Here is a 17,982-nt window from a genome sequence, read left to right on the forward strand (position 1 = left end):
TAAATCGCTAAAGGAGAAGAAGATGAAAAAGACTGCCGCAATGATTTCTGCCTGTATGCTGACGTTTACCCTGAGTGCCTGTTCTGGCCCAAACTACGTGATGCACACCAACGATGGTCGTAGCATTGTTTCCGAGGGCAAACCGCAGACCGATAAAGACACCGGTATGATTTCTTACACCGATGCCAACGGCGTGAAACAGCAAATCAACCATAGCGATGTGAAAGAGATGGTGGCGCTGGAGAAATAGCGCGCCGAATCGCAGGCAAAAAAAAGCACCGCAATTAGGCGGTGCTACATTAATCACTATGGACAGACAGGGTAAATGTACAGGAAGTGAAAAAGGGTAGCCTTGCTACCGTGATCTGAATTGCAGACCAATTGCAAACACAACAACACAACATCACAACCGTAAGCCAAAAGCCCTTCAGAACACGCATTCCAAAAAAAGCTTCTCGTTCCGGCTCAGGAAGTGCCGCCATCATAGGTATTTGCTGGTAGAAGCTCAACGGACAAATTATAATGTCTCAGATAAAAAAAACTAATAGGTTAACTGTTGTTTCCTATTTGTTAAATTCAATTAACAATTGGGTTCTGGGACCATGTCAAAGCGTTTGCCACCTCTTAATGCATTACGTGTATTTGATGCAGCCGCGCGCCATTTAAGTTTCACCCGCGCGGCCGATGAGCTTTTTGTGACGCAGGCCGCAGTAAGCCACCAAATCAAGTCTCTTGAGGATTTTTTGGGGCTGAAGCTGTTCCGTCGGCGCAATCGTTCGTTGCTGCTGACTGAAGAGGGGCAGAGCTATTTTCAGGATATCAAAGAGATCTTTTCGCAATTAACAGAGGCAACGCGTAAACTACAGGCACGCAGCGCGAAAGGGGCGCTTACCGTCAGTTTATTGCCCAGTTTTGCGATTCAATGGCTGGTGCCGCGCCTCTCAAGCTTTAACTCAGCTTATCCGGGAATCGACGTCAGAATCCAGGCGGTAGACCGTCAGGAAGACAAGCTGGCGGACGATGTCGACGTGGCGATTTTCTACGGTCGCGGCAACTGGCCGGGGTTACGCGTCGAAAAACTGTACGCGGAGTATTTACTCCCGGTTTGCTCTCCTCTGCTGCTGACCGGCGATAAGGCGCTAAAAACCCCCGCCGACTTAGCCAAACATACGCTGCTGCACGATGCTTCCCGCCGCGACTGGCAAACGTATACGCGCCAGCTGGGGCTCAACCATATCAACGTACAACAGGGACCGATCTTCAGCCATAGCGCCATGGTGCTACAGGCTGCCATCCACGGACAGGGGATTGCGCTCGCCAACAACGTGATGGCGCAGTCAGAGATTGAGGCAGGCCGTCTGGTGTGCCCGTTTAATGATGTTCTGGTCAGTAAGAATGCGTTTTATCTGGTTTGTCATGACAGTCAGGCAGAACTGGGTAAAATAGCGGCCTTTCGTCAGTGGATTCTGGCGAAAGCGGCCCATGAGCAAGAAACTTTTCGTTTTCGTTACGAACAATAAATGAATTTAGGGTAATACCATCATGACCAGCCGTTTTATGCTGATTTTTGCCGCTATCAGCGGTTTTGTCTTTGTCGCACTGGGCGCGTTTGGCGCACACGTGCTGAGCAAATCGCTCGGCGTTGTTGAAATGGGCTGGATCCAGACCGGTCTGGAGTACCAGGCGTTTCATACGCTGGCGATTTTTGGCCTGGCGGTGGCGATGCAGCGCCGCATTAGTATCTGGTTCTACTGGAGTAGCGTATTTCTGGCGCTGGGTACTGTGCTGTTCAGCGGTAGCCTGTACTGCCTGGCGCTCTCTCATTTACGCCTGTGGGCGTTTGTTACCCCGGTGGGCGGCGTCAGCTTCCTTGCCGGTTGGGTGTTGATGTTAATTGGTGCCATTCGACTTAAGCGTAAGGGTGTTGTTCATGAATAAGGTTGTGCTGTATTGCCGCCCTGGGTTTGAGAAAGAGTGTGCTGCGGAAATCACCGACAAGGCCGGGCGTCGTGAGGTGTTTGGCTTCGCGCGCGTAAAAGATAACTCGGGCTATGTGATTTTCGAATGCTATCAGGATGGTGACGCCGATAAGCTGGCGCGCGAGCTGCCGTTTAGCTCACTCATCTTTGCTCGCCAGATGATCGTCGTCGGCGAGCTGTTAAAAGATTTACCGCCAGAAGACCGCGTCACGCCGATCGTCGGCATGCTGCAAGGTGTGGTGGAGAAGGGCGGCGACCTGCGCGTAGAGGTGGCTGACACCAACGAAAGCAAAGAGCTGATGAAGTTCTGCCGTAAGCTCACCGTGCCGCTGCGCGCAGCGCTGCGAGAGGCGAAAGTGCTGGCGCCGTACGAGACCACCAAACGTCCGGTGGTACACGTGTTCTTTATCGCGCCAGGCTGCTGCTATACCGGGTACTCCTATAGCACCAACAATTCACCGTTCTATATGGGCATTCCGCGTCTGAAGTTCCCGGCCGATGCGCCGAGCCGTTCTACGCTGAAGCTGGAAGAGGCGTTCCACGTCTTTATTCCCGCCGACGAGTGGGACGAGCGTCTGGCAAACGGCATGTACGCGGTTGACCTGGGCGCTTGCCCCGGCGGCTGGACCTATCAGCTGGTGAAGCGCAACATGTGGGTTTCCTCAGTGGATAACGGCCCGATGGCGCAGAGCCTGATGGACACCGGTCAGGTGACCTGGCTGCGCGAAGACGGTTTCCGCTATCGCCCGAACCGCAACAACATCTCGTGGATGGTGTGCGACATGGTGGAGAAACCGGCGAAGGTGGCCGCGCTGATGGCGGAATGGCTGGTTAACGGCTGGTGCCGTGAGACCATCTTCAACCTGAAGCTGCCGATGAAAAAGCGTTATGAAGAGCTGTCGCAGAATCTGGCGCACATCCAGGCAAAGCTGGACGAGCACGGTATTAACGCGCAGATTCAGGCGCGTCAGCTGTACCACGATCGTGAAGAAGTGACCGTACACGTGCGTCGCCTGTGGGCTGCCGTGGGTGGGCGTCGCGACGAGCGTTAATCACGCATAACCCGGTCGAATGTGATTTGCAGGCCGGATAAGGCGAAGCCTTATCCGGCCTGCGTCTTTACGCTATCTGTTGAGCCTGAGCTGCTGCAAATTGCCATCGATATGCAAATCGGTTTGCAGGCGCGCGATATCCCGGCACAAGAACGCCATTTCCCGATGCTCTTCCAGTTTCTTTCGCCATTTCTCCGGCACCTCATCCAGATGTTCGTACAGCGCTTCCAGCGTGGGGAACTGCGTCAGCAGTTGAGTGGCGCTCTTCGGGCCAATACCCGCGACCCCAGGTACTTTCGAGCTGCTAATTCCCGCCAGCCCCCAGTAGTCGGGCAGTTGCTGAGGCTGCACGCCAAACTCTTTTTCGATAAACGGCACGTCGAGCCAGCGCTTCTGGAAATAGTCGCGAATGCGCAGGTTGGGTGAGAGCAGCTGGCAGTAGCCTTTATCGGTGGAGACAATGGTGGCCTGATGTCCCGCGCCAGCAACTTTCACCGCCAGCGTGGCGGCTAAATCGTCGGCCTCGTTACCGCGAGATTCCCAGCAGCGTACGCCGCGCAGCTCAAAAGCGGCGCGCAGGGCGGGCATTTCGGCATGCAGATCGTCCGGCATAGGGGGACGACCGGCCTTGTAGTCAGGAAGTCGCTGATGCCGCCAGCCGCTGTTACGCGCTTCATCGTCAAATACCGCTACCGCATGCGTCGGCTGGCTGTGCGCAATCAGCAGATCCAGCGCGTGCTGACAGGTTTCTACGCAGGGGGAGCCCTGAACGGCATGAATACGACGAATTAAGTTGAGTGCGTCAACGATAAGCAAATGGACGGCCACGGGCGTTCTCCCTAACAGATTGGGCGCTAAGGGTAACATTCAGGGACGGGTGAGGCTATTGGCGGGAGATAAAACGGGAAGAGGCCTCGCAAAACGAGGCCTCTGGGGAACGTTAGTCGCAGGCTACCACTTTCATCGCCAGCCCGCCGCGAGAGGTTTCGCGGTATTTGGCGTTCATGTCTTTGCCGGTTTCGTACATGGTCTCGATAACTTTATCGAGACACACGCGCGGCACGCTGGTACGGCGCAGGGCCATACGCGCGGCGTTGACCGCTTTCACCGACGCAATAGCGTTACGCTCGATGCACGGCACCTGAACCTGACCGGCAACCGGGTCGCAGGTCAAACCGAGGTTATGTTCCATGCCGATTTCCGCGGCAATGCACACCTGCGCCGGGCTACCGCCAAGCAGCTCAGCCAGACCTGCCGCCGCCATGGAGCAGGCGACACCCACTTCACCCTGGCAACCCACTTCAGCGCCGGAGATGGAGGCGTTCATCTTGTAGAGCGAGCCGATCGCGCTGGCAACCAGCATATAGCGCGCCAGCGAGTTGGCGTTCACTTCACGGATAAACTTGTCGTAGTAAGCCAGCACTGCCGGAACGATACCGCAGGCACCGTTGGTCGGCGCGGTGACGACGCGGCCACCGGCAGCGTTTTCCTCGTTCACCGCCAGGGCAAACATGTTAATCCAGTCAACCACCGCCATCGGGTCGCTGCTGATTTTGTCCTGGCTGACCAGCATACGGCGCAGCGCGGCAGCACGACGCGGAACGCGCAGTTTGCCCGGCAATACGCCTTCGGTCGTGGTGCCGTGCTCGATTCCGCCTTTCATTACCGCCCAGACGTCAGCGAAGTGCTTTTCCAGCTCTTCTTTGCTGTGCAGCGCGAGTTCGTTCTGCATCATCAGGCCAGACAGCGACAGGCCTGTTTCCTGGCAGTGACGCTGTAAATCCGCGGCGCTTTTATACGGGTATGGCACGGCAACCGGCGCTTCAGTCTGTTGGCCGAAGTGCTCTTCGTCGACGATAAAACCGCCGCCGATGGAATAGTAGGTTTTGCTGTAAACGGCTTTGTCACCTGACAACGCGGTAATACGCATGCCGTTTTCGTGCAGCGAGAGGTTGTCGGCATGGAAGTTCATGCACTGATCAACCGGGAATTCCACTTCGTGCTGACCGTTAGCCAGCATCAGTCGGCCATGGGTATTCACGTCCTGGATAAACGCCGGAATGGCATCGATATCCACCGTATCCGGCAGGTTTCCAGCCAGACCCATAATAATGGCGATATCGGTATGGTGGCCTTTACCGGTCAGAGAGAGTGAGCCGTAAACATCGACGACTACGCGAGTGATATCAGTCAGAATCCCACGCGCAATCAAGTCGTCCGTGAATTGTTTGCCTGCTTTCATTGGCCCGACGGTGTGTGAGCTGGAAGGACCAATGCCGATTTTGAAAATATCGAATACGCTAATCATGAGGCGTCCATTGTGTATCGAGGTGCGCCGCCCCGAAAGGCGGCGCAGGGGGATTAACTAAACAGAGAGTAGGAGATTGCGGAGATAGCGATGAGACCTACCAGCACAACGAAGACGTTGCTGATGTGACCGCTGTACTTACGCATTGCCGGTACTTTCTGAATCGCATACATCGGCATCAGGAACAGAATCATCGCGATGATCGGGCCGCCCAGGGTTTCAATCATGCCCAGGATGCTTGGGTTCAGGGTCGCCACAATCCAGGTGGTAACCAGCATGAACAGCGCAGTGATTTTGTTCAGTTTGTTGATTTCGATGGATTTGCCTTTGCTACGCAGAGACTTAATCACCATCCCGTTAAAGCCTTCACGTGCGCCCAGGTAGTGGCCCAGGAAGGATTTGGTGATAGCGATAATCGCGATAATCGGTGCCATCCAGGCGATAACCGGCGCGTTAAAGTGGTTCGCCAGGTAAGACAGGATAGAGATGTTCTGCTCTTTCGCCGCCGCCAGGTCCGCCGGGGACAGGCTCAGTACGCAGCTGAAGACGAAGAACATAACGGTCAGCACCATCATGATGTGGGCACGTGCCAGGATAGAGGAACACTTCTTCTCTGCGCCCTGACCGTACTCTTCACGCTTCGCGACCGCGAAGGAAGAGATAATCGGCGAGTGGTTGAAGGAGAATACCATCACCGGAATCGCCAGCCACAGAGTCATCCACAGGCCGTTGCCGGTAGAGGCCGCGCTGCTGAAGGACAGGGTTTCCAGTGCTGCGCCGCTCCACTGCGGGATCAGGTACAGCGCCAGCACCATCAGGGCTGCAACGAACGGGAACACCAGGATGCTCATCGCTTTAACGATCATCTGCTCACCGAAACGCACGATAGTCATCATACCGACGATCAGAATCAGCGACAGGATAGCGCGCGGCGGCGGCGTCATGTGCAGCTGGTGCGCCAGGAAGCTTTCCACGGTGTTCGTGATTGCTACGCTGTACACCAACAGGATTGGGTAGATAGCGAAGAAGTAGAGCAGGGTAATCAGTTTACCTGCGCCTACGCCGAAGTGCTCTTCAACGACTTCGGTGATGTCTTCGCCCGGGTTTTTACCGGACAGCACGAAGCGGGTCAGGCCGCGGTGTGCGAAGAAGGTCATCGGGAAGGCGAGGATAGCCATGATGATCAGCGGGATCATGCCGCCGACGCCGGCGTTGATCGGCAGGAACAGTACGCCCGCGCCGATCGCGGTGCCGTAAAGACCCAGCATCCACATCGTATCTGTTTTGCGCCATCCGCTAGCAGATTCTGCTGTGACGACCGTGCTGGTTTGAGTGTTTTCCATCTGTATCTCCTGGAGGAAGGAAAAATGCTAATTTTTTAGTCAAATAAAGTGAAAAAAAATAAAAACGTAATATTAAATTTTAGAAGTATTGGTTTTTTTGTGATTTTTACCCAACACCATTTTCGACGAGCGCAAATGTACATTTAACTCGTGAATGTATCAGTGATCATGATCCCAAATGTAATAATCTACTTTTAGTTAGGGATATTGCAGGTATTTTCCCTGCAATTACCTTTTAAGCGGATATTTATGGGCGCGAAGGCTAGCATTTGCAGTATGCGTGGTAAATGGGGGATGGCGAAATGCGATGTTTTTGCTGATAAAAATGCTGAAAATGGCGTTTTTTAGCGTTCAAACATAATTATCGCTAATTATATGTGGTCTCGGTTTTGACGCAATCGATTGGCTTGCGGGTAGCTACGTCATTTTTGGCGCGTTTTGAGGTGGGAAACCGGCGAGAAAACCCGCCGGTAGAGAAGTGAAATACGCTGCGTCTGTGGGTCAGGCGCAGATTTCGTAGCAAGGAATGTAGGCGGAGCCTGGTAGCTTCATGCGGTGTTGCGCCACGAAGCCCTGTAGCAGTTCATCCATGCGGCGCATCATCTCTTTATCGCCGTGAATTTTGTACGGGCCAAACTCTTCGATAGCGCGAATACCCACTTCCTTCACGTTACCCGCCACGATGCCAGAGAAGGCGCGGCGCAGGTCTGCGGCCAGCACTTCAACCGGTTGATCCGGATAAAGCTTGAGGTTTGCCATGTTCTCGTGCGACGGCTCAAACGGCATTTGCAGGTCTGGCGCAATGCGCATCGACCAGTTGAAGCTGTAGGCGTCGCCGGTATCGCGGCGGTTTTCTTTCACCAGCGGCATCGCTTTTTTCATCTGGCGCGCCACTTCCACTTCATCATCAATGATGATCTTATAGTGGCGACGCGCGCCTTCGCCCAGCGTATGCACCACGAACTCGTCGAGCACGCGGAAGTAGTCGGCGCTCTCTTTCGGGCCGGTGAGGATAAGCGGCAGCACCTGGTCTTTATTCGCCGGGTTCATCAGGATACCCAGCAGATACAGCAGTTCTTCCGCAGTACCTACGCCGCCCGGGAAGATAATGATGCCGTGAGCGATACGGACAAACGCTTCCAGGCGCTTTTCGATATCCGGCATGATGATCAGTTCGTTCACCAGCGGGTTTGGCGGCTCAGCGGCAATAATCGACGGTTCGGTCATGCCGATAAAGCGCCCTTCTTTGTAGCGCTGCTGCGCATGGCCGACCGCGGCGCCCTTCATTGGCGCTTCCATCGCGCCAGGACCGCAGCCGGTGCAGATGTTTAACTCACGCAGGCCAAGCTGGTTACCCACGCGACGCGCGTAGAGGTACTCGTTTTCGTTGATCGAGTGACCGCCCCAGCACACCACCATGCTCGGCGCTTCGCCCACGTGCAGCGCGCGCGCGTTGCGCAGAATGGAGAACACCAGGTTGGTGATATGGGCGGAGCTTTCCAGATCGAGATTCGGGAAGCGTACGGTGTTATGAATCTGCCCGTAAACGAACAGAATATCGCGCAGCACGGCGAACAGGTTGGCCTGGAGCGAGCGGATAATGCGTCCGTCGACGAACGCCTCTTCCGGCGGATTAATCAGTTCGAGCTTAACGCCGCGTTCGCGGCGCAGCACGTTAATATCAAAGCTTTCGAAGCGGGACAGCAGCTCTTTACTGTTATCGGTCAGGCTGCCTGAGTTCAGTACGGCCAATGAGCAGTTGCGGAACAATTGATACAGGTCGGTGCTGGCCGTGCGTTTAAGCATGTCGACTTCCAGCTGCGACAACATATCCATTGAGCCAAGCGGGCTAATATGTGTAATCAAGTGGACTCCTTAACGGGACGAAAATCGTCTTCCTTAGTGATTACAATAGCCTCGCAGGCTTGTTTACTACAACCTCAGTCGCGGAACAATGTGCGCATTATTGAGAAATTGTTCAGCTTACTGGCGCACCAGACGGCCAATTGCCGGTACAAATTCACCGTTTGCCCGCCACGGGTTGATATCCAGCCCGCCGCGGCGAGTGTATCGCGCGTAGACGCTCAGGCTCTCCGGCGCGCAGAAGCGCAGAATATCGTTGAAGATACGCTCGACGCACTGCTCGTGGAACTCGTTGTGATGGCGGAAAGAGACCAGATAGCGCAGCAGCTTTTCCCGGTCGATCTGTGGGCCACGGTACTGAATTTGTACAGAACCCCAGTCCGGCTGGTGGGTGATCAGACAGTTTGATTTCAACAGATGGCTGACCAGCGTTTCCTGCACCACTTTCTGGCCGGCTGCGCCGTCGAGGTAGTCGGCGTTGAACTGGTAGTTATCAATCTCGATATCCTGGTCATCAATACAGCTGCCATGGAAATGGGCAATCGGCTGGCCTTCAATCTCATCAAGGCGGTAGAGGGCCACCGTCACGTTGCCCTCGGCGCAGGCGCTCAGGTCGCGTTGCAGCGTTTCCTGCACGTCTTCCCAACGGGCGAAACGCGTCTGGTTGAAGCTGTTGAGGTAAAGCTTAAAGCTCTTTGACTCGACCAGGTTCACCGTGTCGTGGCTCAGCTCGACGTGGCCGACCGCCACCTGCGGTAGCCCTTTGGCGTTGAGCCAGGAAAGCTCGTACAGCGTCCAGATATCCGCGCCGTGGAAGGGCAGGGAATCGGCGTGCAGCCCGAGCGGATCGCGGTTCAGGCTGCGCGGAACGCCCTGTAGCAGGCTGGCGTCGTAGGTATCGCGGTAATCTGTGGTTTTACCGAGCGTCAGGCCGGCAAGCGCCTGATGGTTATCATAAGAAGACATGTTTCACCGTTATAAAGCAGGTACACTATGGCTTCTAGTGTATCCTGGCTAACCTGAAGAGAGAAATTCGTGGATCAGCAGACTGCAGACGCATTACACGCCTTTACCCAACGCTATTGCGATGCCTGGCAGCGCACCTATAACAGCCTGCCGCGCAGCGAAGAGCTTTACGGCATCCCGTCACCATGCCAGGTTTCGACGAGCGGCGACGCGGTCTTCTGGCAACCGCGGGATTTTGACGGTGAACCGAATGTAAATGGCGTTGAACGGGCAATGGATATTGTGGTACAACAACCCATTCACACCTATTATACCACTCAGTATGCGGGTGATATGCAAGCGCTTTTCATGGGCGATGCCCTGACGCTGCTGCAGGTGTGGAGCCCCGATGACTTCCGTCGCGTGCAGGAAAACCTGATTGGTCACCTGGTCACGCAGAAGCGCCTGAAGTTGTCGCCGACGCTGTTTATCGCCACGCTGGACAGCGAACTTGACGTGATTTCCGTCTGTAACGTGACCGGTGAAGTGGTCAAAGAGACGCTCGGAACGCGCAATCGCCTGCCTCTGGCCTCCTCCCTTGCGAGTTTCCTGACTCAACTTGAGCCTATTCTGTAAGACAGTTTGCCCATCCCTTTGTGAGAGATCTCTTACACGCACTGTGAGAGATCGCCAGATTATAAGTAAGACTCTTATCCCTATGTTTTAGTAATTTCGTTTTATATCAATATGATAATTGTTCTATAAGGTGATTTTCTTGCGTGTAAGCCTTAAGGGATTGTCTGAGGGGCGCTTGTAAGACGAAGCGAAATAGCGGATTCTATCTACGTCGACAGGGAGTCGCACAATGAAGTGAACATCAGGATGATGACGCTTCATAGGACACACCGGGAAGGTGATTCAAGGAAAGGCTTCAGGATGAAGCAAAAGGATAGCGCAGGAACGCGTTAAAGGACACCTCCAGGACGGAGAACGAGAGCCAGACAGGATATCTGGTGGATCAGGAAGATCAGGACACACTCAAGGATTGGGTGAAATCACATCGGGGTGGTGTGATGCAGGAAGCAACCGTTTAGGGACGAACTGGTCAGGAGACCACAGGAAAAGTTGTCACGGACGAGCAGGGAGCACTAAAAGTAGCTGGATTGCTGCGAAACGAACCGGGGGCACTGTTTTTACAGTGCCCCCTTTTTTTTGTTTCCCGCCAACTAGTGGTATCCTGCGCGCGATTTTCATTCCTCAGAGGTTTCCATGACACGCCACGACAGCCTACGCGACCAACTACTGCTTATTGAAACGCTGCTGCGTCAGCATCAGCACTGGCAGGAGACGGCGCCGCACGAAAGCGCCTTTGCCAGCGAACAGCCGTTCTGCATGGACACCCTGGAGCCGCTGGAGTGGCTCCAGTGGGTGCTGATCCCGCGCATGCATCAGCTGCTGGATAGCGAAATGCCGCTGCCAAAAGATTTTGCCATCGCGCCGTATTACGAAATGGCGCTCGACGCTGCGCATCCGCTGCGCGCGATTATCCTGCCGCCGCTTGAGCAGCTGGATGCCTTCTTTACGAGCGATCCCCACTGATGCTGGAAATTATCTACCAGGACGAGTGGTTGGTGGCGGTGAACAAACCGTCAGGCTGGTTGGTGCATCGCAGCTGGCTCGATCGCGATGAAAAAGTGGTGGTGATGCAGACGGTACGTGACCAGATTGGCCAGCACGTCTTTACCGCCCATCGCCTCGACCGTCCGACCTCCGGCGTGCTGCTGATGGGGTTGTCCAGCGAAGCCGGACGGCTGCTGGCGCAGCAGTTCGAACAGCATCAAATTCACAAGCGCTACCACGCCATCGTGCGCGGCTGGCTGACTGATGAAGCGGTGCTGGACTACCCGCTGGTGGAAGAGCTGGATAAAATCGCCGACAAGTTTGCCCGTGAGAATAAGGATCCACAGCCAGCGGTCACTCACTACCGGGGAATGGCGACGGTGGAAATGCCGGTCGCGACGGGCCGCTACCCGACCACGCGCTACGGCCTGGTAGAGCTGGACCCACAAACCGGCCGCAAACACCAGCTGCGCCGCCATCTGGCACATCTGCGTCATCCGATTATTGGCGACAGCAAGCATGGCGACCTGCGCCAGAACCGCAGCGCGGCGGAGCATTTCGGCTGCAACCGCCTGATGCTGCACGCCAGCGAACTCTCGATGACCCATCCGTTTACCGGCGAACCGCTGACGATTCGCGCTGGGCTCGACGACGTCTGGATGCAGGCTTTATCACATTTCGGCTGGCGCGGGCTTCTCCCTGAGAATGAAAGGGTTGAGTTTGTCGCCGACTGCGGTCAGGATGAAGCTATCCAGAAGTAAACAGGGAGTTAAATCATGGCTGAAGTAGGGATTTTTGTCGGCACCATGTACGGCAATTCGCTGCTGGTGGCGGAAGAAGCGCAAACCATTCTCGGCGGTCTCGGGCATCAGGCGAAAGTCTTTGAAGACCCGACGGTGGCGGATTGGGAAAGCTACACCGGTAAATACGCGCTGGTGGTGACCTCCACCACCGGTCAGGGTGACCTGCCGGATAGTATCGTGCCGCTGTTTAACGATCTCCAGGATATGTACCAGCCGCATCTGCGCTACGGTATTATCGCGCTGGGCGATAGCACATACGCGAACTTCTGCGGCGGCGGCAAGCGCTTTGACGCGCTGTTGCAGGAACAGGGCGCTCAGCGGATTGGCGAGATGCTGATGATCGATGCCTCCGAAGACCCGGAACCGGAGAGCGTCTCCAATCCATGGGTCGAGCAGTGGGCAACGCTGCTTAAATAAGCAAGGTTTATCCTCTTTCCGGTGCGGCGTCGTCGCACCGGCTGCTATTTGTTCATTTACCACATCGTTGAATAATATTCCCCGTTAATATTGTGCATTTGCACGATGAGCTGCCGCACGCCTGTTTCTATACTGTTGTTAGCCATAATAATAACGATTGCCAGATTTCTCGCTCCTGACGCGTCGGGCTGGGCATGTTAATACCCGTGCTCTGTTTACGGCCGTCGACCCAGTAGACAAGGATTTAACCATGACCATTCACACTTCCACGCCCGTTGTTACGTCCATGCAGGTGATTCCCGTTGCCGGACGCGACAGCATGCTGATGAACCTGAGCGGGGCACATGCGCCGTTCTTTACCCGAAATATCGTGATAATTCAGGATAATGCCGGGCACAAGGGCGTGGGGGAGATTCCCGGCGGCGAAAAGATTCGCGCCACCCTGGAAGAATCTATCCCGCTGGTGGTGGGGAAAACGCTCGGCGAGTACAAAAACGTCCTGAACCGCGTGCGTGCGGCTTTTGCCGACCGCGATGCCAGCGGGCGCGGCCTGCAAACCTTCGACTTACGCACCACGATTCATGTTGTGACCGCCATTGAATCGGCGATGCTTGACTTGCTGGGCCAGCATTTGGGAGTGAATGTGGCCTCGCTGCTTGGCGAGGGTCAACAACGTAGTGAAGTGGAAATGCTTGGCTATCTGTTCTTCATCGGCAACCGCAAGGCGACGCCGCTGCCGTATCAGAGCCAGCCGGATGAGCAGTGCGACTGGTACCGCCTGCGCCACGACGAGGCGATGACCCCGGATGCCGTTGTACGTCTGGCGGAGGCCGCGTATGAAAAATACGGTTTTAACGACTTCAAACTGAAGGGCGGCGTGATGGCGGGCGAAGAAGAGGCGGAATCGATCGTCGCGCTGGCAAAACGTTTCCCGCAGGCGCGTGTAACGCTGGATCCGAACGGCGCATGGTCACTCGATGAAGCGATCAAAATCGGTAAGTACCTGAAAGGGACGCTGGCCTATGCTGAAGATCCGTGCGGCGCCGAGCAGGGCTTCTCCGGCCGAGAAGTAATGGCGGAATTCCGCCGCGCGACCGGCCTGCCGACCGCCACCAACATGATTGCCACCGACTGGCGGCAGATGGGGCATACGCTGGCGCTGCAATCGGTGGATATTCCGCTGGCGGATCCGCACTTCTGGACCATGCAAGGCTCGGTACGCGTGGCGCAGTTGTGCCATGAATTCGGCCTGACCTGGGGCTCGCACTCCAATAACCACTTCGATATTTCGCTGGCGATGTTCACTCACGTCGCCGCCGCTGCGCCGGGAAAAATTACCGCCATTGATACCCACTGGATCTGGCAGGAAGGTAATCAGCGCCTGACCAAAGCGCCGTTTGAAATTAAAAACGGTAAGGTGCAAGTGCCTGATACACCGGGGCTGGGCGTTGAGCTGGATATGGACCAGGTGATGCAGGCCAACGCGCTGTATCAACAATACGGCCTGGGGGCGCGTGATGATGCCATGGGAATGCAGTACCTGATCCCAAACTGGACATTTGATAACAAACGCCCCTGTATGGTGCGCTAAGCTTACTGCCGCCACTTCGCACAAGGACAGCTTATGAAGATTGTGATTGCCCCGGACTCATACAAGGAAAGCCTGAGCGCCCTCGAGGTCGCCAGTGCGATTGAAGCGGGATTTCGCGAGATCTACCCGGACGCCGAGTACATCAAGCTTCCGGTTGCCGACGGCGGAGAAGGGACCGTCGAGGCCATGGTGGCGGCAACACAAGGGCGGGTGGTTGAGGTTGAGGTGACTGGCCCGCTCGGTGAGCCAGTGCAGGGCTTTTATGGCATCTCCGGCGATGAATCCTGCGCATTTATTGAAATGGCGGCGGCCAGCGGGCTGGAGCTTTTACCTCCCGCCGCGCGTAACCCGCTAAAAACAACCTCGTGGGGCACCGGAGAGCTGATTCGCCATGCGCTGGATCTTGGCGTGACGCGGATGATTATCGGCATTGGCGGTAGCGCCACCAACGACGGCGGCGCAGGCATGGTGCAGGCGCTTGGCGCGCAACTGCTGACCGCTGACGGCCAGCCGATTGCGCCCGGTGGCGCGGGGCTGTCGACGCTGGTAACGATTGACATCAGCGGTCTGGATCCGCGCCTGGCGCAATGCCGCATTGATGTTGCCTGTGATGTGACGAACCCGCTGGTCGGTGATGAAGGGGCGTCGGCGGTATTTGGGCCGCAGAAAGGCGCGACGCCAGAGATGGTTGTGCAGCTCGACCGCGCATTGGCGCACTATGCCGGGCAAATTGCGCAAGATTTAGGTCTTGATGTGCTGACGCTGGAAGGCGGCGGTGCAGCCGGAGGGCTGGGGGCGGCGCTGTACGCATTTTGCGGCGCACACCTGAGACCGGGCATTGATATTGTGACCGATGCGCTGCACCTGGATGCGCTGGTGGCCGATGCGGATCTGGTGATTACCGGGGAAGGGCGTATCGATAGCCAGACGATCCACGGCAAGGTGCCGGTAGGCGTGGCGCGGGTCGCCAAACGTTATCAGATTCCGGTGATTGGCATTGCCGGTAGCCTGACGGCTGATGTGGGTGTTGTACATCAGCATGGGCTGGATGCGGTGTTTAGCGTGCTGCATCGGATCTGTTCGCTTGACGAAGCGCTGGCGGAAGCCGGGGCGAATGTTCGTATGGCCGCGCGGAATATCGCGGCGACGATAAAAGTGGGACAGTCGCTGTAGGCCGGATAAGGCAACGCCGCCATCCGGCAATCACACACAAGCCTGATGGCGCTTCGCTTATCCGGCCTACAGGTTTGGGCTAGCCCAGCATTTTCTTCGTTTCCCGCGTCACATTATCCATTTCATCCAGCAGTTCCAGCAGCTCCGGCTCCAGCTCCTCCGCCGGGGTGCCGCTACGCAGCTGGCTTTCAATCAGCTGGCACAGATGTTTAAGGCGCGGTACGCCGCTGTAGCCGCAGCTGCCGTGCAGTTTGTGAATGGCATCGACCAGATTCTCCGGCTCTTCGCCGACCAACTGCTCCTCCACCTTATTGCGCACCTCCGGCAGGAAGGCGATCAGCATTTGTAGCATCTCCCGCGCCAGATCCGGCTTATAGGCGGCCTGGCGTAGCGCCAACTGCCAGTCCAGCGTGGCGTTCAGATCGATCGGCGGTTCCACCGGCGCGGACTGCGCGGGACGCGGCGGCGTAATGACGCCTGGCTTATAGCGCAGCAGCAGGTCGTGCAGACGGCTCTCTTCAATTGGCTTCGCCAGATAGTCGTTCATGCCGGCGGTCAGCAGCTTCTCTTTTTGCCCGGCAAGGGCGTGGGCGGTGACCGCAATCACCGGCGTTTGCTGCTGATGCGGAAGCTGACGAATCAGCTCACAGGCGCGAATACCGTCGATATCCGGCATCTGGATATCCATCAGAATCAGGTCGAATTTCATCTGCTTAGCGCACTCAATCGCCTGCTGTCCGCTTTCGCACAGCTCAACGTGCTGTACCTGATCGTCCAACAGCGCGCCAATCAGTTTCAGGTTTGCCGGGTTATCGTCCACCGCCATCACCGTCATCGGCAGGCGATGCTCGGTCACCGGGACGGCCACCTGTGTGGGCGTGCTGCGGCTGAATTCCTGCAGCACCGGCAGCAGACGAGTAATGGTCAAAGGCTTCAACAGGCAGGCAGCCGCACCGTTTTGTTTCAGCGACTCGGCGTCAACCTGGGCGTGACACGGCAGCGCCAGCACCAGATGGTTGGTCATGCCGAGCGCGGTACTCAGCTTATCGCGGTGAATGCTGAGGTCGCGCACCGAAACCGGTACGGCAACCAGCAGAATGTCGTAAAACTCGGTGGGCAGCGCGGCAATACTCACCGCATAGACGACCTCGAGCGGCGTTGTCGCCAGCATATCCAGCGTCGCCTGCGCGGCGGCGGCATTGGCCTCCACGTAGGCGATACGCTTGCCTTGCAGGCTGCTGGTATCCGGCCCTTCAGAAATGACGTTCGGATTGAGATCGAGGTTGATATTGAACCAGAACGTTGAACCACGGTTGGGCTGGCTGTGGAAGGAGATATCGCCGCCCATCTCGCGCACCAGTTTTTGCGTGATCACCAGCCCCAGCCCGGTGCCGCCGTGGCGTCGGGAGATGCTGGCATCGGCCTGGCGGAAGGCCTGGAACAAACGGGACTGATCGCGCTCCGGAATACCGATGCCGGTATCGCGAATCTGGACTTCAATTTGTACCTTGTTATTGCTGACGGCGCGCTGTTCTACCAGCACGTCAATGTTGCCGTTTTCGGTGAACTTGATGGCATTGCCGACCAGATTGGTAATGACCTGCTGCAGACGCAGCGGGTCGCCGATGACGTTGTCCGGCACGTCATTTTTAATGTTCAGCGTCAGCTCAAGCCCTTTATCGTGCGCCGAATGCGCCAGCAGCGTGACCACTTCATCCAGCGAACTGCGCAGCGGGAACGGAATGCTCTCCAGCAACAGCTTGCCCGCTTCCAGCTTGGAGAAGTCGAGCACATCGTTGATGATCGCCAGCAGGTTGTTGGCCGAACGCTCGATGGTATTGAGGTGGTCGCGCTGGGTCGGATTGAGCTCGGTTTTCAACGTCAGGCGGGTAAAGCCAATCACGCCGTTGAGCGGTGTACGTAGCTCGTGCGACATGTTGGCGAGGAACTCAGACTTGATGCGCGCCGCTTCCTGGGCGCGCTTCTTGGCGAGATCCAGTTCAACGTTTTGGATCTCCATCTGTTCGAGCGTCTCACGCAGGTCCGAAGTGGCCTGGTCGACGTTATGTTGCATCTCCTCGTGATAAGCGGCCAGCGACATGGCCATCGAGTTGATGCCGTTTTTCAGCATATCCAGCTCGCCGAGCATAAAGCCCTCAACGCGGCTGTCGAGCTGCCCGCGGCGGATCCGGTCAACGGTGTTCACCATGTTGCGAATTGGCCCGGTGACATCCTGCATTAACCGCCAGCCGAAGATCAGCGCAATACCGATGCAGAACAGCATCATCACGCTGGAGATAAAGATCTCTTTATATTGCTGAAGCCTGACCGACTTGAGATCCAGCTCCAGCGCTACATAGCCGAGCATATTGACCGGCGTTTTGGCGTCCGACTGCGGTGATTCATCCGGCGAGTAGTGCTCGGAGATAATCGGCGTGCGTAGGATCATGATATCGCCGTGGCGCGTCACGCTCAGCCTTCGCGGGAAGGGCATGCCGCGCGGCAGCTGCAGCTCGCCAGGATCCAGTTGATAGTTTGAGGTGACGAACAGCTTATTGTGTTCGTCATAGACGGAGATCGCCCGTACGATATCGGAGTGGCGACGGTGCAGCACGCTTATCAACTGGCCGATCGACTCACGGTTTTGCAAATTCATACCGTATTCGCTGGAGACGGCAAGCGGCTCGATAATGCTGGCGCCGGCGTCTTCCAGTTGACGCTGCAGGTCGTTATAGCGGTGGACGACGAAGAAGATGCTGAGCAGCAAACCGATTAATACGGTCGGCGCCAGGATCAAAATCATCATTCTTGCACGCAGGCTGTAGTTGGTCATGGAGGTCCGTTGTGGGAGAATCAGTGCAATATATTTGATTGAGAAAAATCTCTAC

The 17,982-nt window shown here is 56.3% G+C and carries 16 protein-coding genes; 10 read left to right on the forward strand and 6 right to left on the reverse strand.

The annotated features are described in order from the left end of the window. Positions 1–22 precede the first annotated feature (22 nt). From GY169_RS04890 to rlmM, 4 genes are all read left to right on the forward strand, one after another. A complete protein-coding gene (locus GY169_RS04890; RefSeq protein ID WP_167575122.1) occupies positions 23–250 on the forward strand; it encodes a YgdI/YgdR family lipoprotein in 228 nt (75 codons plus the stop codon). A 352-nt stretch (positions 251–602) separates the two neighbouring features. Beyond that, positions 603–1,520, forward strand: a complete 918-nt coding sequence (gene gcvA, locus GY169_RS04895; protein ID WP_167575123.1) for a glycine cleavage system transcriptional regulator GcvA — start codon at positions 603–605, stop codon at positions 1,518–1,520. Between the two features lie 22 nt (positions 1,521–1,542). Beyond that, a complete protein-coding gene (locus GY169_RS04900; RefSeq protein WP_163446320.1) occupies positions 1,543–1,938 on the forward strand; it encodes a DUF423 domain-containing protein in 396 nt (131 codons plus the stop codon). After that, on the forward strand, positions 1,931–3,031 hold the full coding sequence (gene rlmM / locus GY169_RS04905) for a 23S rRNA (cytidine(2498)-2'-O)-methyltransferase RlmM (RefSeq protein ID WP_163446319.1): 1,101 nt from the start codon (positions 1,931–1,933) through the stop codon (positions 3,029–3,031). The genes GY169_RS04900 and rlmM overlap by 8 nt, the downstream gene beginning before the upstream one ends. Before the next feature lie 72 nt (positions 3,032–3,103). Here the strand turns inward: rlmM and xni are convergent, their stop codons facing one another. The 5 genes from xni to queF form a co-directional block, all read right to left on the reverse strand. Further along, on the reverse strand, positions 3,104–3,859 hold the full coding sequence (gene xni / locus GY169_RS04910) for a flap endonuclease Xni (protein ID WP_167575124.1): 756 nt from the start codon (positions 3,857–3,859) through the stop codon (positions 3,104–3,106). Between the two features lie 112 nt (positions 3,860–3,971). Beyond that, positions 3,972–5,339 (reverse strand): L-serine ammonia-lyase, encoded by a 1,368-nt coding sequence (locus GY169_RS04915; protein ID WP_065358092.1) that lies wholly within the window; start codon positions 5,337–5,339, stop codon positions 3,972–3,974. 53 nt (positions 5,340–5,392) lie between these two features. Continuing rightward, complete coding sequence (locus tag GY169_RS04920; RefSeq protein WP_065358091.1) at positions 5,393–6,682, reverse strand: HAAAP family serine/threonine permease; 1,290 nt, start codon at positions 6,680–6,682, stop codon at positions 5,393–5,395. Between the two features lie 501 nt (positions 6,683–7,183). Then, the gene (gene ppnN / locus GY169_RS04925; protein WP_065358090.1) at positions 7,184–8,548 is read right to left on the reverse strand and encodes a nucleotide 5'-monophosphate nucleosidase PpnN; all 1,365 of its coding nucleotides are present in this window, start codon (positions 8,546–8,548) and stop codon (positions 7,184–7,186) included. A 117-nt stretch (positions 8,549–8,665) separates the two neighbouring features. After that, entirely contained in the window at positions 8,666–9,511 is an 846-nt protein-coding gene (gene queF, locus GY169_RS04930; protein ID WP_065358089.1) for an NADPH-dependent 7-cyano-7-deazaguanine reductase QueF, read from the reverse strand. Between the two features lie 69 nt (positions 9,512–9,580). Here queF and syd point away from each other — a divergent pair, with 69 nt between their 5' ends. The 6 genes from syd to GY169_RS04960 all read left to right on the forward strand — a co-directional run bounded on the left by syd (position 9,581) and on the right by GY169_RS04960 (position 15,094). Beyond that, the gene (gene syd / locus GY169_RS04935; RefSeq protein ID WP_167575125.1) at positions 9,581–10,126 is read left to right on the forward strand and encodes a SecY-interacting protein; all 546 of its coding nucleotides are present in this window, start codon (positions 9,581–9,583) and stop codon (positions 10,124–10,126) included. Positions 10,127–10,759: 633 nt separating this feature from the next. Continuing rightward, the gene (locus GY169_RS04940; RefSeq protein ID WP_167575126.1) at positions 10,760–11,089 is read left to right on the forward strand and encodes a YqcC family protein; all 330 of its coding nucleotides are present in this window, start codon (positions 10,760–10,762) and stop codon (positions 11,087–11,089) included. Further along, on the forward strand, positions 11,089–11,871 hold the full coding sequence (gene truC / locus GY169_RS04945; RefSeq protein WP_163446314.1) for a tRNA pseudouridine(65) synthase TruC: 783 nt from the start codon (positions 11,089–11,091) through the stop codon (positions 11,869–11,871). The genes GY169_RS04940 and truC overlap by 1 nt, the downstream gene beginning before the upstream one ends. 15 nt (positions 11,872–11,886) lie before the next feature. After that, the gene (locus GY169_RS04950; protein ID WP_167575127.1) at positions 11,887–12,330 is read left to right on the forward strand and encodes a flavodoxin; all 444 of its coding nucleotides are present in this window, start codon (positions 11,887–11,889) and stop codon (positions 12,328–12,330) included. Between the two features lie 250 nt (positions 12,331–12,580). Further along, the gene (gene gudD, locus GY169_RS04955) at positions 12,581–13,921 is read left to right on the forward strand and encodes a glucarate dehydratase (protein WP_163446312.1); all 1,341 of its coding nucleotides are present in this window, start codon (positions 12,581–12,583) and stop codon (positions 13,919–13,921) included. A gap of 33 nt (positions 13,922–13,954) precedes the next feature. Then, positions 13,955–15,094, forward strand: coding sequence for a glycerate kinase (locus tag GY169_RS04960; protein WP_167575128.1), 1,140 nt, complete (start codon positions 13,955–13,957; stop codon positions 15,092–15,094). Positions 15,095–15,173: 79 nt separating this feature from the next. Here GY169_RS04960 and barA read toward each other — a convergent pair whose 3' ends face one another. After that, a complete protein-coding gene (gene barA, locus GY169_RS04965; RefSeq protein ID WP_167575129.1) occupies positions 15,174–17,927 on the reverse strand; it encodes a two-component sensor histidine kinase BarA in 2,754 nt (917 codons plus the stop codon). Positions 17,928–17,982: the final 55 nt, after the last annotated feature.

The organism is Kluyvera genomosp. 3, from assembly GCF_011765685.1.
GTDB classification, from domain to species: Bacteria; Pseudomonadota; Gammaproteobacteria; order Enterobacterales; family Enterobacteriaceae; genus Kluyvera; species Kluyvera georgiana_A.